Origin of the sequence: Bifidobacterium sp. SKU (assembly GCF_026016405.1) — a bacterium.
Lineage (GTDB): Bacteria > Actinomycetota > Actinomycetes > Actinomycetales > Bifidobacteriaceae > Bifidobacterium > Bifidobacterium bifidum.
On the sequence record NZ_CP092890.1, the window covers coordinates 111,965 to 127,474 of the forward strand.

The window sequence follows — 15,510 nt, forward strand, 5'->3', positions numbered from 1 at the left end:
ACCTAGAGGACGCGCGCGTAATCAGTCCAACGGGCTGCGCCCGCTTGCCGACTGACGGCGTGTAACGTGATTCGCCCCCGCTGGCGGGGGCGAATTTTGTTTTACATCACTGCGCAGCGCGGCGAATGGCGAACACGGCGACTGCGGCGATTAGCAGCAGGAAGCCGCTTGCAAGCATCGCCATCACCGGGCTTGCTCGGCGTGGTCGGCTGCTGGTCACCATTCGACGCGATCGCGACCGCGAACGACGCGGATACGCCTGAGTCTCGATGTTCAACGATCCGGAAAGATCGTAATCCAACGTCTTCGCCTCATCGAACGTCCAGCTCACCCAAGGCTCGGGCTTCACACTGCCCTTGGACTGCCAGTCGCCCCACGCGGTGTCGGTATTGCCATCGCATAGGTTCGAAACCGGCGTCTTGCCTTGCGAATACGACGCTTCGAGCTTGCCGGCACCGCATACGTTGCTGCCGTTTTTCGATCGTGGCGGCGGTGGGGCATGTCTCGACGAAGAGGGGCAAAGTTGGAATCGCCATGCAGTGAGCCATCCAGAACCCTTGTCTGCCGCATTGGGGCTCTCAAAACTCGCAGATACACCGCAATACTTGCTGAAAATGGTCTATAACTGCGAGTTTTGAGAGCCCCAATGCGGCACAACATGCGAAAAGAGCCTGTCTGCGAAATGCAGGCAGGCTCTTTTCGCGGACACATGTGTGCCTACAACGATTGACTGTTAAATGAACTCAGGCGGCTTCCGGGGCTGCTTCGGCCTCATCGGCGTCGCCCTTGTCGGCGTCTTTGGTCAGGCCAAGGTCGACCGGGGACGAGCTGTTCTCCCAAGGCTCCTCCCACGGATCATAATCCGGGTTCTGCTGCTTGTAGATGTACAGACCAACCACGGCGGCCAGCAGCGCACCAAAGAACAACGCAAAGAACTTCCAACCGTTTGAAGACTTGTTCTCCATGACGGCTCCTTTCCCAATCCTGGTTGGCTTGCCCGTTCAAAACCAACTCTGGGTTCCATCTTAATTCCAAAAATGTGGCGATTGCGTGCGGGAATGCTTTTGCTTTGCCGGCGGTGCGCACGACGAGCCGGGAGCGTGTTGTTTCACCGTCCGGCGAGGAGATGCGATTCCGCTACAGTAGATGACATGAGTAATGGCCGATTCAGTTTGTTTCCCGGTGCGCCGTCGGCGCACAACCTGTTCTCCAAGCGGGCGATTCAATATCAGTGGCGGTCGAACGGCCCTGTGTTCACCAGCGCGATCATCATCGCGTGCGTCGCCGTGTGGGTTGTCGAGATGGTGTTCAGCCTGTTCTGGCCTCTTGGACTCGCAACCATGATCTATTACGGCCGGTTCGACCCGCTGACGGCGGTCGCACAACCGTGGATGTTCCTCACGTCGATGTTTCTGCATTCGCCGAAGTCGGTGCTGCATATCCTGTTCAACATGCTGGCGTTGTGGAGCGTGGGGCCGGTGCTGGAGAAGATGATGGGGCATTGGCCGTTTCTCGCGCTGTACGTGCTTTCCGGTTTGGGCGGCGGTCTTGGGCTGATGTCCTGGGCCGCGCTGTGGCCGGGTGGCACCGGGTGGCTTTGTGGTGCCTATGGCGCGTCCGGCGCGTTGTTCGGCCTGTTCGCGGCGATGCTGGTTGTGTACCGGCGCATCGGAGAGGATATCCGTTCGATGCTGGTCTGGATGGCGGTCAACTTCCTGATGCCGTTCCTGGTGGGCGGCATCGCATGGCAGGCTCATGTAGGCGGATTCATCGTCGGCGGCGTGTTCACGTGGCTGCTGATTTCCGGCGTGCACGCGTTGCGCGGCAAGAGCCTGACGTTCCGGACGATGGTGTACGGGGCGGTGGTGTTGGCGCTGATCGTCGCAGGCGTGCTGGTCTGTAATCTGAGCAATCCGGCTCTGACGTACATCATGTGATTGGCCTCTTACCCGGTGAAAGTCCCACCTGGCGCGACGTGTTCGAGAACAGCAGGCGCCGTTACGGGTACAGGCGCGTCCACCTGGAATTGAGGGGCGCGGGCGTCGTCGTGCCCGCCAAACGGGTCATGCGCCTGATGACCCGGCACGGGCTCGTGCCCGTGTCCAGGAGCGCGAGGCGCTACTCCTCGTACAGGGGTGAGATCGGCGAGGCGCCTGTCACCCACTCGGACCGCGGCTGCCACTACCAGTGGCCGGAATGGATACGCATCTGCAAGGGCCACGGGCTGATCCGCTCGATGAGCGCGAAGGGCTGCAGCCCGGACAACGCGTCCGCGGAGGGGTTCTTCGGCCGTCTCAAGCAGGAGTTCTTCCACAAGCGCGACTTCACGGGCGTCACGGTCGACGGGTTCGCCGACGATGCTCGACGAGTACATGACATGGTAGCGCGACGAACGCATCAAGACCGAGTACGGGATGAGCATCATGGACAGGCGCATCAAGCTGGGGCTCGTCGGCTGAACACATGTGATAACCTGCCAGACAACCATACAGACAACGAAGTCCAACAAAACGTCACCACCCCCGAGCTTGTGATGGGACTTTTGTGGGGTGGCGGGGCACTGGAGAATGGCTCGGGGTGGAAGCGTCGCACCAATGTGAATTACATGCGTGTAGTTTTCCACATGATGTGGAGAACTTTGTGGACAACTTGGGTATAAGTTGGGTATAACTCGTGGATAACTATGGTGAATAAGTCCGTGTGAGCTCTAACAATGTTGGAAATACTGGGTTTTGACACATTGTGGACAATGTGCACAATGCGAATAAGAGTTATCCACAATTGTGTATAAGTATGTGAATAATGTGGATAACATGGGGAAAACCGGTGGATAGACAGTGCACAACTTGATTTGCGGAGCATCCGTTACGGATCTCGAAGCCGGGGCGCGATGACGCTGCCGGGATACCATGACACTATGGATATTTCGTCTCAGACCAGTCGGTTCATTGCGGCGCACCGCAATCAGGATGTGCGCGACCTGGCGCTCAGCGCCAAACGCGTGGACGGGCTTGACCTGCCATTCGCGCTCGACCAGATCGCCGGCTGGCAGACTGCGTGCCGCAAGCTGCCGCAATGGGCCGAGACCGACGGCATCGTCTATCCGCCGCACATCTCCATGGAACAGTGCTCTTCCCAGTTCGCCGCGCAGTACAAGGCCGGCATCGCAAGGCGCGTAGCGGGCGCCGGCGGTGCGATGGTCGATCTGACCGGCGGATTCGGCGTCGATTGCTCGTATATCGCGCGTGGATTCAGCCGGGCGGTCTATGTGGAGCGCCAGCCTCACCTGTGCGAGCTCGCGGCTCATAATTTCCGGGCGCTGGGGCTCCCGCACATGGATGTGATCAACGGCGATGCGGAGGATTGGCTGCGCGGCGTCGTTGATTCCCGCGCCGCCTCCGCAGACTCGGCCGCAGTCGATTCAGCTACAGCCGTTCCCATCGCGCTGATCTACCTCGACCCCGCGCGACGTGACGCGCATGGCGGCCGAACCTATGCCATCGCCGACTGCACGCCGGACGTACTCGCGCTGAAAGACCGTCTGCTGGCCGTTTCGCCGCACGTCATGGTCAAGCTGTCTCCGATGCTGGATTGGCGAAAGACGGTTGCGGACTTCAACGGTTCGGTCGGCGAAGTGCATATCGTCTCCACAGGCAACGAATGCAAGGAACTGCTGCTGGTGCTCGACCGCGGTTCGCACGACGCCATACGCGTGATCTGCGTCAACGATGGCGACGTATTCGGATACGTCCATGACATGAAGACCGGCGCGGATTCTGACGGTGTGGTCCTCGCCGCCGCAGGAGAAAAAGGCAGTCAGGGCGGGTCTGCAGAGCCGCCACACGCCGCTCCGGAACAGCCCAGGTATCTGTACGAGCCGAACGCTTCGCTGATGAAGGGCGGCTGTTTCGCGCTGCTGGAGGACCATTATGGTATGCGCCAGATCGGTCCGAACAGCCACCTGCTGATATCGGGCACGCCGGCGCCGCAGTTTCCCGGCCGGGGATTTGTCATTGAAACCATCGCGGGTATGGGCAAAAAAGAGCTGAAACGGGCTCTAGCGGGCGTCGACAGGGCGAATATCGCAGTGCGCAACTTCCCGTTGACCGCTGTCCAGCTGCGCAGGAAACTCAAGCTGGCAGACGGCGGCGATGTGTATCTGTTCGGCACGACGTCCGTCGATGGCCGTCATGTCATCGTCCGCACCGTGAAGCAGTGAAACCGCGAAAAGGGTATGACAACAACACAGTTTGGCGGTGGCGCAGCATGGTGCCGCGCCACCGCCAAACCGTAACGTCGCTTACCGTCGATATGGAGCTGGCTGCCGCGAGGGGATCTCGCCGCTCAGCGCCACCACATCGTCATGATGAATCCGACCATAATGATCGCGAAGGCGATTGCCAGGTTCCAAGCACCGATACCCGGGATCGGCCACGTGCCGTTCGGCGACAGGTAGTAGACCACGGCCCAGATCAGGCCGATGATCATCAGCGCGCAGAACAGCGGGACGAACCAGCGCGGGTTCGACTTGGTGCCCTTGATGGTCTCCTCGACGCGGCGCGTGTTCTCCGCCTGCCGCGACATCATGCGCTGCATCTGCGGGGTCATCTCTGACTTGTCGGCGGTGGCGTTGAGCACCGCCTGCACCTTGTCCATGGAGACGCCGTAATCGTCATCGGCCTCGTCGGTCTCGTTGGCGTCGGTCTCGTTGGTGTCCGTGTCCTTGACGTCGGCGTCGGTCTCGGCCTGCCAGTCCTTCTGGTCTTCCGAGTCGGTTTCGTGCAGCTCTGTGTCAGCCATAAGCGTAGTCTCCATTCAATAGGCTAAAAAATCATAATAGCGGTTACACTCGAAAGTTGAACACACTGGGAGGAATCATGGCCAGACACACCAGCAGGCACGCCGCCCGGCGCACGTGGCTCGGCGGCTTCGCGGTGTGCCTGATCGTGGCTTTTTCCGGGTATCTGCTGGTGACGAACGTGCGCGTGAACCGCACGGCAACGGTCACTTCCGACACGGCGGACCTGGTGGAGCAGCGCGTGGAGCATGTCGACCAGCTGCAGAAGGACATCACCGACCTGAGCGCGCAGATCAACACGCTGAAGGATTTCGCCAACAACAGTGGCTCCTCCGAGCAGCCCTCGGGCACGAGCGACCCCAAGCCCAGCGACACCGAGGACGCGGGCTCCGGCACCATACTGCCGGCGGTGCACGGTCCCGGCATCACCGTGACCCTGAACGACTCCCCGTTGTGGGAGAACATGGTGGACAGTTCGGGCTCGGCCGCGAACATCAACGATTACGTCGTGCATCAGGAGGACGTGGAGGCTGTTGTCAACGCCCTGTGGGCGGGCGGCGCGGAGTCGATGATGATCATGGACCAGCGCGTGTTGTTCAATTCCGCAGTGATCTGCCAAGGGAATGTGCTTCTATTACAGGGCAAGAAATACTCGCCGCCGTTCACCGTGTCGGCGATCGGCCCCGCAGATGCCATGATTCGGGCTTTGGACGACTCGAACGCGGTCAAGTTGTATAAAGAGTATGTCAGCGCATTCGGATTGGGCTGGAAAGTGGAAAAAAAGGACGATCTCGTGTTCGGGCAGTCTGCGGCGACGCTGCAGCCGTTGCGGTATGCGTCCGTGGTCAAGGACGGGAGCGAGGAATGAAGCATTCGCGCAACTCTCAACAGATTCAAGGCGATTTTCAGGATTTCGAGGCGCCTGCCCCTGCTGAACCGGAGTACGCCGGGGAAGTGACCATGGCGCTGCCTCCGGTGCCGATGCCCGATCCGAACGCCCGGCGCGGCCTCGCGCAGCCGGCGGCCAAGCGCAGCGTTCTGTGGTCGGTGCTGGGGATCCTCGGCGAGGTGCTGATGACGCTGGCGGCCGTCTGCGCGCTGTACGTGGTATGGCAGATGTGGTGGACCGGCGTCCAGTCCGAGCACACGCAGGTCGAGACCCGCCAGTCGGCGTCATGGTCCGATCCGGCCGGCGGCGACAGCTCGAAGGTCGCCAAGGCGCAAAGCGGCGACGTGCCGGTCCAGCCGACGAGCGCAAGCGATGGCGAGCTCATCGCGCAGGTGTACGTGCCCCGGTTCGGCCAGGGGTGGGTGCGTAACGTGGTCGAAGGCACGGACGAGGCCGAATTGTCGCTGCACGGTCTGGGACATTATCCGTCCACGCAGATGCCCGGTTCAGTCGGCAATTTCGCGGTCGCCGGCCACCGCAACGGCTACGGTCGACCGCTGGGAGACGTCGACCTGCTGCAGGAGGGCGACGCGATCATCGTGCGTACCAAGGACTACTGGTACGTGTACAAGTACACGACACACAAGATCGTCACCCCGGAGCACTCCGAGGTCATCGCCGCTAACCCGGAGGATCTCAACACGCCTCCCAGCAAGCGCATGATCACACTGACCACGTGCGAGCCGAAATACACCACGGCCACGCATCGTTGGATCAGCTACGGTGAGCTGAGCTATTGGGCCAAGGTCTCGGATGGCGTGCCGCAGGAGCTCGCCACGTCGTCGAACTCGGCGAAGGTGGCGTTCTCCAGCAGCAACACGAGCCGGTCGTTCGTGTCCAAGCTGGGCACGCTGCAGCCCATCGTGCTGTGGGCGCTGGTGGCGTACCTGGTGCTGTACATCGCGGCCCTGGTGGCCTGGCGGTACCCGGTGCTGCGCGAGATTCGCGCCGGCAAGCGCCGCCGTCCGGACGCGAGCATCTACGGATGGCTGCTGCGTCACCAGCCCGGTCCGCTGGTAATCAGGTGGGCGCTGCTGATACTGCTGCTGTTCATCGTCAGCGTGGCGCTGATTCAGTGGGCGTGCCCATGGGCGGCAAGCCACATCCCCATCCTGCAAAGCATGTCGAATTACGCGGTCGATTAGCGGCATGGCCGGTTGGCGGCGATAATGGGAACGTATGGGATGGCGGTCGGCGCTCGCCGGCGCCATCCCATAATCAGAACGAGACGAGGAGCGTCATGACGGATTCGGCACGCATTGTGGTGGTGGACAATTACGATTCGTTCGTATACACCATCGTTGGATATCTGAAAACCTTGGGAGCGACGGTCGATGTGGTGCGCAACGACGCAATAGACCCCTCAGATGCCTCTGTGCTGGACGAATATGACGGTGTGCTTATTTCCCCCGGTCCGGGCGCTCCGGCGGATTCTGGGGCCAGCGAGGACGTTATTCGGCTATGTGCCAAGCTCGGCAAGCCCATGTTCGGTGTGTGCCTCGGCCTGCAGGCGCTCGCCGAGGTGTTCGGCTGCACGGTCAGCCACGCGCCCACCATCATGCACGGCAAAACCAGTCTCGTAGAGCATATCGATGATGAGATCTTCGCCGGCGTTGCCAATCCGATGACCGCGACCCGATATCATTCGCTGGCCGTCGAGCCCGACACCGTGCCCGATGACCTGGTCGTGACGGCGTGGACGAAGGATGACCATATCGTTCAGGGCATCAAGCACCGGTCGTTGCCGATGTATGCGGTGCAGTTCCATCCCGAATCGGTGATGACGCAGGACGGCTACCGGCTGCTCGCCAACTGGCTCGCCGTCTGCGGGCAGACCAACGCCGTGGCCAAGTCCATCGGTCTGCAGCCCAAGGTCAACCGCTGACACGCACGTGTGTGTGGCGTCGCGCGTGACGCGTGACGCGCATGACAACGATGATGGCCCGTGGCATGAGGAATGCCACGGGCCATCATGTGTTCTGGGCCGATGTGTGTAGACCGCGCGGCTGGGCCGCCCGTCTGGCCGATCGACCCGCCGCGATTGCCGGTTGCGCTTACCGGCCGTCAGGCGGCCGATCGGTCACACCATAATGGCAATCACGGCCATTCCCGGCGGTTCAGTCCCCGCCTGTCGTCGTGCCGCCGTTGCCGTTGTTGCCGTTGTTGCCGGGATCCTCGGTGGTGGGCTTCTTGACGGTGACTGAGATGGTGCTGCCCTTGTCGACCTGCGTGCCGGCTGCGGGATCCTGCGTCTCGATGACCGCATCATCGGTCGCGTCGCCGGTGACCTTCAGCGTGAAGTCGCTGCCCAGCGTGGCCTTGGCCCCGGCGATCGTGTTGCCGAGGAGATTGGGTACGCTGACCTGCGGCTTGCCGGTGGACACGTAGACCGTGATCTGCGAGCCCTGCAGCACCAGTTCTCCGGAACCGGGGCTGACTCGCGTCACCGAGCCCTTCTCCACCTTGTCCGAGGCCTCCTGCTCGACGACCGGCAGGAACTTCATGGACGAGAGCTTGTCCAGCACCGTGTCCTTGGGCTGGCCGACCAGACCGTCCGGCACCTTGGTCATGCCCGAGGAGATGTACAGCGTGATCGTCGTGCCCTTGGGCTGCGACGTGCCGGAGGCCGGGTCGGTGCTCACGACCTTGTCCTTCTCGATGGTGGCGCTGTCGGCGGTCTTCGTGACGGACGACACCTTGAAGCCCCGTTTCTCCAGCGCGTTGCGCGCATCCTCCTGGGTATAGTCGCTCAGGTCGGGCACGGTCACCGACTTGGGGCCTACGGAGAACCAGACCTTCACGTCCGAGCCTTTGACGGCCTGAGTGTCGCCCTCGGGGGACTGCTTGGTGAACGTGCCGGCGGGTTCACCGGAATCCGAATCCTGCATCTCCACGAAGTTGAACCCGGCCGAGGTGACCTTCTCCTTCGCCTGCGCCTTGGTCATCGTCGCCGTGATGGTGGGCACGGTGCCCATCTCCGTGGCGGATTTGCGGCTCATGGTGTAGATCACGCCGAAGATGATCGCCAGCAGCACCACGCCGCTGATGATCGACGCGATGATGATCTTCTTCTTGCGCTTCTGCCTGGCCGCCTCCGCGCGTTGCTCGGCGCGAGACTTGACTGCCAGGGCCTCGTTCGGGTTCTGCGCCGGAGACACCATCTCGAACTGGCCGGTCGCCGGGTTGTACGCCTGCGTGGGCTGACCCGCGCCGACAGCACTCATCGGCACGGTAGCGCCGCCGTCCTGCTGCTCCGCGGCCTTGCGGGCCTTCACGTTGGCCAGATCGGTCAGCGGGTTGAACGCCGCCGCGACCGGCACGCCGCCGTTCATGAACGTCAGGATATCGTTCTTGAATTCGGCCGCCGTCGCGTAACGGTTCTGCCGGTCCTTCGCCATCGCCTTCGCGCAGATCGAATCCCACATGCGCGGCAGGCCGGGCACGAGCGTGCTGGGCGGCGTCGCCACCTCCGACACGTGCTGATAGGCGATCGCCACAGCCGAGTCGCCGGTGAACGGCGGACGGCCGGTGAGCATCTCATACAGCACGCAGCCGGCCGAGTACAGGTCGGAGCGCATGTCGACGGTCTCGCCGCGGGCCTGCTCGGGCGAGAGGTACTGCGCGGTGCCGACCACGCCCTGGGACTGGGTCATCGTCGCAGCGGAGTCGTCGAGCGCGCGGGCGATGCCGAAGTCCATGACCTTGACCACGCCCTGCTCGGAGATCATGATGTTGCCGGGCTTGATGTCGCGGTGGACGATGCCCATGTGATGCGAGTATTCGAGCGCGTTGAGCACGCCGAGCATCACCTGTTCGGCGTCTCGCTGGCTGAGCGGGCCGTTCGCCTTGATCACGTCACGCAGCGTCTGGCCCTTGACGAACTCCATCACCAGGTACGGCAGCCGCTCCGTGCCGCCGCTGTCGGTCATTACGGTCTCCTCGCCGGAGTCGTAGATGTTGACGATGTTCGGGTTGTTCATCTGCGCCACGGAGTGCGCTTCGCGGCGGAATCGGGACAGGAAGATCTTGTCGTTGGCCAGGTCGGCGCGCATGATCTTGATCGCCACCGTACGTCCCAGGCGCGTGTCCAATGCCACGCGCACTTCGGCCATGCCTCCACGCCCTACAAGTTGGCCGAGCTGATAGCGGCCGTTCGCCAGCGATGCCGGCATATTGCTGCTCATAGCTATTCCTCTCGATTCTTCGGGTCGGTCGTCGCCGTATGCCCGCCAAATTGGTTACGGTTCATGGTGATCAGCGTCGCCGTGTGCGGTGTGCTGGATACGCGGCGGGGCATGCGCCCGCCAAGTCCCATGATGGTCTCATCCATCTGCGCGGTCTCCTGATCGAGCAGACGTCGTTCTATGCGCGACAGCGTGCGCGAAACGGTCAGCGCGTCCTTCGGACGGTCAAGCGGATCCTTGGACAGCATCGACATGACGAACTGCCGAAGCTGCACATCTATGGAATCCGGCAGCGGGGGCACCGGGTCGTTGACGTGTGCGGCGGCGATGTCGACCGGTGTGGTGCCGGTGAACGGCCGATGCCCGCACAGCCCCTCGTACGCGACGACGCCCAGCGAGTAGATGTCGGATTGCGGCGTGGCCTGTTTGCCTTGCGCCTGCTCGGGGGAGATGTACTGCGCGGTGCCGACGACCATGCCATCCTGCGTGATCTGCTCCTGGTTCGTGGAGTAGGAGACGCCGAAATCGGTGATTTTCACCTCGCCCGTAGTGGAGACCATGATGTTGGCCGGCTTGACGTCGCGGTGGATCACGCCGTGGCTGTGCGCCACGAACAGGCCGCGCGCGGTCTGGATCAGTATCGGCAACAGTTCCGTCGCGGGCAGCGTGCCACGGTCGCGGTAGATGTCGGCCAGCGAGTCGCTGGGCACGTACTCCATGATGAGGAAGCCGATGCTATCGTGCTCGTAATACTCGAACAGCGCGGCGATGTTGGGGTGCGCCAGATTGGCGGAATTGTGCGCTTCCGCCCGCAGACGGTGCAGCTTGGCCTCGACGTTGCCCTGATCGTCGCGCAGCGCCTTGATGGCGACGGGACGGTTGAGCTGGATGTCGTGGCCTTTCCACACCTCTCCCATGCCGCCCTGCGCCAGTCGGCGATCCAGGCGGTAACGGCGGTGGATGAGTTGTCCTTCGACGAGTTTCATTGTTTCAGGGCCTCCTCCATCAGTGAACGCATGATCGGTCCGGCGGCTTCCACACCGTACTGATTGACATTATGGATAACAACGGAGACCGCGATCTTCGGGTTGTCGGCGGGGGCGAACCCGATAACCCATGCGTCGTTGGTCTGGTTGGAGCTGCCGATCTGCGCGGTTCCGGTCTTCGCCGCGACCTTGATGCCGCTCAGCTGCAGGCTGGGCGCGTCATGCTCGACCACCGACTGCATCATCTGGTTGAGCTTGGACGCCGTGCTGGAGCTGAACGCGGTGGACATCACTTCGGGCGTGGCTTCGGACAGCGTACTCAGGTCGCTGGCCCGCACGCGGTCCACCAGCGTCGGCCTCATGAGCTTGCCGTCGTTCGCGATGGCCGCGGCGACCATCGCGTTCTGCAATGGCGTGGACAGCACGTCGCCCTGGCCGATGGACGCCAGCGCCACCTTGTCGTCGGACAGCGTGTCGGGGAACTTGGCGGCGACGGACTTCATCGGGCGCCCGGACGACGAGGTGCCGTCGATGGTGATCGAGCTTCCGTAGCCGAGCTTCTTCGCCTGCTCGGCGATCTTGTCCTGGCCGAGTTTCACGCCGAGCTGGGCGAACGCGGTGTTGGACGAGTATGTCAGCGCGTCCTGCAGCGTGATCTTGCCGTCGATGCCGTTCGCCGCGGCGGTGGTGTTAGTCAGGTTCGTCGAGGTTCCGGGCAGCGTATAGCTCGCTCCGGCGGGAATCTGAGTATCGGTGTCGTAGTCGCCGGATTCCAGCGCCGTCGCGGCGACGATGGTCTTGAACGTGGATCCGGGCGGGTACAGCTGCGAGGCCGCGCGGTTGATCATCGGGCTGTTGGCCTGCGCGGCGAGTTTCGAATAGTTCGCGGTGGCTTTCTTCGTGTCGTGCGTGGCGAGAGCGTTCGGATCGTAGCTGGGGGCACTCGCCAGGGTCAGGATGCGGCCGGTCTTGACCTCGATGACCACTGCGGCGCCGTCGTTGCTGCCGAGTTGCTGGTAGGCGAGCTGCTGCAGCTTGGGATTGATGGACGTCTCGATGGACGCGCCCTTGTTCTCGACGCCGGTGAATAGCGATTTCAGCTGATCCCAGAACAGCGCGTCCGCCTTGCCGCTCAGCAGCTTGTTGCGGGATGATTCGATGCCGCGGTCGCCGCGCTGGGTGACCGAGAAGAAGCCGGTCACCGGGGCGTACACCGGCCCGTTCGTGTAGGAACGCTGGTATGAGAACACGTCGTTGACCGGGGTCGACTGCGCGAGGATCGTCCCGTCGGACGCGAGTATGGCGCCTCGGGGAGCGCCGTATTCCTGATACAGCGCCCTTGCGTTGCGCGGGTCGGAGCTCAGCGAGTTGGCGCGGATGGCGGTGATGATCGTGGTGGACATGCCGAGTACCACGAACAAGGCGATGACGGCGGTGAACAGCTGCCTGAGGTATTTGTTCATCGCGCACCTGCCTCGATGATTTCCGTGGTCTGGTTGTTCGCCGCCGCGTGGCGGGGTTCCGGTGGCCGCTCGGCCTGCGGTTCGCGTTCGGGTGCGGACTCCTTGTCAGTGCGTTCCTTCAGCTCGCGGTCACGCAGCACCGCCAGCGCCTCGTATTGGAACGTGTCGGACAGTGTGTCCGGCTCCGGGCGGTTCGCCGCGTTCGAGATGATCATCAGCAGCGCGGCGAGCAGATAGTTCGCGATCAGCGATGAGCCGCCGGCGGCCATGTACGGCATGGTCATGCCGGTCAGCGGGATTACCAGCGTGATGCCGCCGACCACGGTGAATACCTGGAAGGCCATCGTGAACACCAGTCCGGAGGCCAGCAGCTTGCCGAACCCGTCCTTGATCTTCATGGCGGTGATGAACCCGGACGCGATGATCAGCAGGTACAGCACCAGAACGGCCATCAGACCGGTCAAGCCCAGCTCCTCGCCGACCGACGAATAGATGAAGTCGGAATTCGCGAACGTGGTCAGCCCCGGCTGCCCGTGACCCAGGCCGGTGCCGGTCATGCCGCCGGAGGCCATGCCGAAGATGCCCGTGACCAGCTGCCACGAGCCGCCTATGCGGTTGTACTGCTCGTCGCTGAACGGGTGCAGCCATGAGTCCACGCGCTGGCCGACGTGGCTGAACACGCTGGCCGCGGCGACCGCGCCTACGGCGAACGCGATGAAGCCGATGACGATCCAGCTTCTGCGCCCGGTGGCCGCGTACAGCATCGCGACGAACATCGCGAAGAACATCAGCGACGTGCCCAGATCGCGCTGCATGATGAGCACGCCCATCGAGATCAGCCACACCATGATGATCGGACCGAGGTCCTTGATGCGGGGCAGCTGGAGTCCCAGCACCTTCTTGCCTCCCACGGCGAGCTGGTCGCGGTGGTCGAACAGGTAGGCGGCGAAGAAGAACGCGAGGAACAGCTTGGCGAATTCGGCGGGCTGCAGCGAATATCCGCCGATGCGGATCCAGATCTTGGCGCCGTTGATGTTGCGCCCCAGACCGGGGATCATGGGCGACAGCAGCAGTATCAGGCCTATCACCATGTTCACGTACGAGTATTTGCGCAGCACACGATAGTCGCGCATGACCGCCACGAGGATGCCGCACAGCGTCAGGGCTATGCACAACCAGATCAGCTGCCTTGAGCCGACCGAGGAATTACCGGACTTGTCGATGCGCGCGATCATCACCACGCCGATCGCGGTCAGCATCAGCACGCATGGCAGAATCGCCTGGCTGGCGTACGGCTTGAACCGCAGCAGCAGTCCCCACAGCACGAGGAACAGCGCGCCGACCACGGCCAGCAGGCCGATGTAGTTGGCGGGGAAGTGGCCGTAGACGCGCAGGAACATCTGGTAGAAGGCGACGACGCTGATCAGCATGGCGAACAGCAGCAGCGACGCCTGACGGAGACGTATGGGGATCATTGGGCGTCACCGCCGTCTGTGCCGGTGGACGATGCGTCCGTGCCGGTATCGCCCGCGGTGCCATCCGCAGTGCCGCCGTCGGTTTGGCTGCTGCCGGCGCTTGAGTCGCCGTCCGTGCCGTTCGACCCGGATGAGTCGGATGAGTCAGATGAGTCGGACGTGCCGTTGCCCGCGTCGCCGGACGACTTGGACGTGTTGGAATTGTCGTTGAAGTTGCTTTTCTCCTGACGGATGACCTGCACGTGCTGGATGGCCTCGTCATAGCTGTTGAAGGTGATGCCGTCCTGCAGCTGGTCGCGCCACGCCTGCGGCAGCGAGTCGATGTCGATGTTCGTGCGCTTGACCTCGTGCGACAGCGCCAGGCCGAACACGTTGGTGTTCACGCCTTGGTACACGGCCACCACGCCGTCTGCGTTGCCGATGAAGTATTTCGTCTGGCTCCAGCGGTAGGCGCCGAAAGCGCCGCCCGTGGCAAGCGCGAGCGCGGCGATCACGATGAGGATTGCGATCAGACGATTGCGGCGGCCGCGCTTGCGCGTCTCCTTGCGCTGCGTCTGCCGCTCGTGATGGATGGCCTTGGCGACGTCGGGATCGTTGGGATCGTCGGTGACATGGCCGTCACGCTTCTGGATGACCGGTATCTCGCCGGTGTCGGGGTTGGCGCGTTCGCCGTTCTCCTCGCGCACGGCCGACGGCTGCGCGACGCGCGGCGACGGCTGCGAGGCGGGCTGGCTCTGTATCAGCGCGGCGGCGCGTTGCGCTGGCGATGCGTTCGCGTCGCGCAGCATGGGCGCGGTGGCGACAGGCTCGTTGAGGATGTCTGCGATGGGCTCCAGGCTGGCGCTCGCCGCTCCGGCGACCAGTGGGGTCTGGTGGGGCAGGTCGAAGGCATCCGCGTCGAGAGCCAGCGTGGCGTCGGCGATGACCGCGGTCACGTTGTCGGTGCTGCCGGCCTTCAAGGCCATCGAAACCAGCTGCTGGGCGCATTCCTCCTGATCGGAGTAGGCGGTGAGCGTCTGCTCGATGGTGGAATCCTCCAGCACGCCGCACAGGCCGTCGGAGCACAGCATCCAACGGTCGGTTGGATGGGCGGCCCGAATGGCGATGTCGGGGTGCGGATCGATGTCGAAGTCGCCGAGCACGCGCATGACGACGTTGCGCTGCGGATGGTTGCGCGCCTCCGCGGGGCTGATGCGGCCTGTGTCGATGAGATGCTGAACGTAGCTGTGGTCCTGCGTCATGCGGGTCAGGCGACCGTCGCGCAGCAGGTACGCGCGCGAGTCGCCGATGTGCGCGAGCACCCAGTAGCCCGCGACCAGCGCCACGGCGGTCACCGTGGTGCCCATGCCGGCGAGCTTGCGCTCGCGCTTCGCCTTGCCGACGATCGCGTCGTGCGCGGCCATGACGGACGTTTCCATCATCCGGGCGACGGTGCTCACGTCGCCGTTGACGTCATCGTGCTCGATGTGGGCGAGTGAACGGATGGCGATGGTCGAGGCGGTGTCGCCGCCGGCATGGCCACCCATGCCGTCGCAGATCGCGATGAGGTGCTCCCCGGCGAACGCGGAATCCTGGTTGTTGGAGCGCACGGTGCCGACGTCGGACACCGTGGTCGAGTACAGGAACAAGGTCTGTGATGCAACGGAATTTGGCAT

14 protein-coding genes are annotated in these 15,510 nt (G+C 63.1%); 6 read left to right on the forward strand and 8 right to left on the reverse strand.

Annotated features, from left to right (window positions below; genetic code table 11):
- Positions 1–106: 106 nt before the first annotated feature.
- Both MMB49_RS00485 and MMB49_RS00490 read right to left on the reverse strand, forming a co-directional pair.
- Positions 107–349: a hypothetical protein gene (locus MMB49_RS00485; RefSeq protein WP_082247838.1), complete on the reverse strand. Its 243-nt coding sequence runs from the start codon at positions 347–349 to the stop codon at positions 107–109.
- Positions 350–743: 394 nt separating this feature from the next.
- Positions 744–965 carry a hypothetical protein gene (locus MMB49_RS00490; RefSeq protein ID WP_003811385.1) on the reverse strand — a complete coding sequence of 74 codons (222 nt, stop codon included), beginning with the start codon at positions 963–965 and terminating at the stop codon, positions 744–746.
- Between the two features lie 186 nt (positions 966–1,151).
- Here MMB49_RS00490 and MMB49_RS00495 point away from each other — a divergent pair, with 186 nt between their 5' ends.
- From MMB49_RS00495 to MMB49_RS00510, 3 genes are all read left to right on the forward strand, one after another.
- A complete protein-coding gene (locus tag MMB49_RS00495; protein ID WP_047271262.1) occupies positions 1,152–1,937 on the forward strand; it encodes a rhomboid family intramembrane serine protease in 786 nt (261 codons plus the stop codon).
- 38 nt (positions 1,938–1,975) lie between these two features.
- Positions 1,976–2,659, forward strand: coding sequence for an IS3 family transposase (locus MMB49_RS09585; protein ID WP_373159141.1), 684 nt, complete (start codon positions 1,976–1,978; stop codon positions 2,657–2,659).
- A 258-nt stretch (positions 2,660–2,917) separates the two neighbouring features.
- Complete coding sequence (locus tag MMB49_RS00510) at positions 2,918–4,219, forward strand: class I SAM-dependent methyltransferase (protein WP_229029079.1); 1,302 nt, start codon at positions 2,918–2,920, stop codon at positions 4,217–4,219.
- Positions 4,220–4,344: 125 nt separating this feature from the next.
- Here MMB49_RS00510 and crgA read toward each other — a convergent pair whose 3' ends face one another.
- Positions 4,345–4,800, reverse strand: coding sequence for a cell division protein CrgA (crgA, locus tag MMB49_RS00515; RefSeq protein ID WP_003816157.1), 456 nt, complete (start codon positions 4,798–4,800; stop codon positions 4,345–4,347).
- A gap of 77 nt (positions 4,801–4,877) precedes the next feature.
- On the opposite strand from crgA, the gene MMB49_RS00520 reads away from it, so the two are divergent.
- The 3 genes from MMB49_RS00520 to MMB49_RS00530 all read left to right on the forward strand — a co-directional run bounded on the left by MMB49_RS00520 (position 4,878) and on the right by MMB49_RS00530 (position 7,632).
- On the forward strand, positions 4,878–5,666 hold the full coding sequence (locus MMB49_RS00520) for a DUF881 domain-containing protein (protein ID WP_003816156.1): 789 nt from the start codon (positions 4,878–4,880) through the stop codon (positions 5,664–5,666).
- Positions 5,663–6,892 carry a class E sortase gene (locus MMB49_RS00525; RefSeq protein WP_047271266.1) on the forward strand — a complete coding sequence of 410 codons (1,230 nt, stop codon included), beginning with the start codon at positions 5,663–5,665 and terminating at the stop codon, positions 6,890–6,892. Before MMB49_RS00520 ends, MMB49_RS00525 begins: the two co-directional genes overlap by 4 nt.
- Before the next feature lie 95 nt (positions 6,893–6,987).
- Entirely contained in the window at positions 6,988–7,632 is a 645-nt protein-coding gene (locus MMB49_RS00530) for an anthranilate synthase component II (RefSeq protein ID WP_003811402.1), read from the forward strand.
- Between the two features lie 232 nt (positions 7,633–7,864).
- Here MMB49_RS00530 and pknB read toward each other — a convergent pair whose 3' ends face one another.
- Genes pknB through MMB49_RS00555 form a run of 5 tightly spaced genes read right to left on the reverse strand, consistent with a single transcriptional unit; the run spans position 7,865 to position 15,510 of the window.
- Positions 7,865–9,931, reverse strand: a complete 2,067-nt coding sequence (gene pknB / locus MMB49_RS00535) for a Stk1 family PASTA domain-containing Ser/Thr kinase (protein ID WP_047271268.1) — start codon at positions 9,929–9,931, stop codon at positions 7,865–7,867.
- 2 nt (positions 9,932–9,933) lie between these two features.
- Entirely contained in the window at positions 9,934–10,917 is a 984-nt protein-coding gene (locus MMB49_RS00540) for a serine/threonine-protein kinase (RefSeq protein WP_003816154.1), read from the reverse strand.
- The gene (locus MMB49_RS00545) at positions 10,914–12,380 is read right to left on the reverse strand and encodes a peptidoglycan D,D-transpeptidase FtsI family protein (RefSeq protein ID WP_003820732.1); all 1,467 of its coding nucleotides are present in this window, start codon (positions 12,378–12,380) and stop codon (positions 10,914–10,916) included. The genes MMB49_RS00540 and MMB49_RS00545 overlap by 4 nt, the downstream gene beginning before the upstream one ends.
- Entirely contained in the window at positions 12,377–13,855 is a 1,479-nt protein-coding gene (locus MMB49_RS00550) for an FtsW/RodA/SpoVE family cell cycle protein (RefSeq protein ID WP_003811411.1), read from the reverse strand. The genes MMB49_RS00545 and MMB49_RS00550 overlap by 4 nt, the downstream gene beginning before the upstream one ends.
- Complete coding sequence (locus tag MMB49_RS00555) at positions 13,852–15,510, reverse strand: protein phosphatase 2C domain-containing protein (RefSeq protein WP_047271270.1); 1,659 nt, start codon at positions 15,508–15,510, stop codon at positions 13,852–13,854. The genes MMB49_RS00550 and MMB49_RS00555 overlap by 4 nt, the downstream gene beginning before the upstream one ends.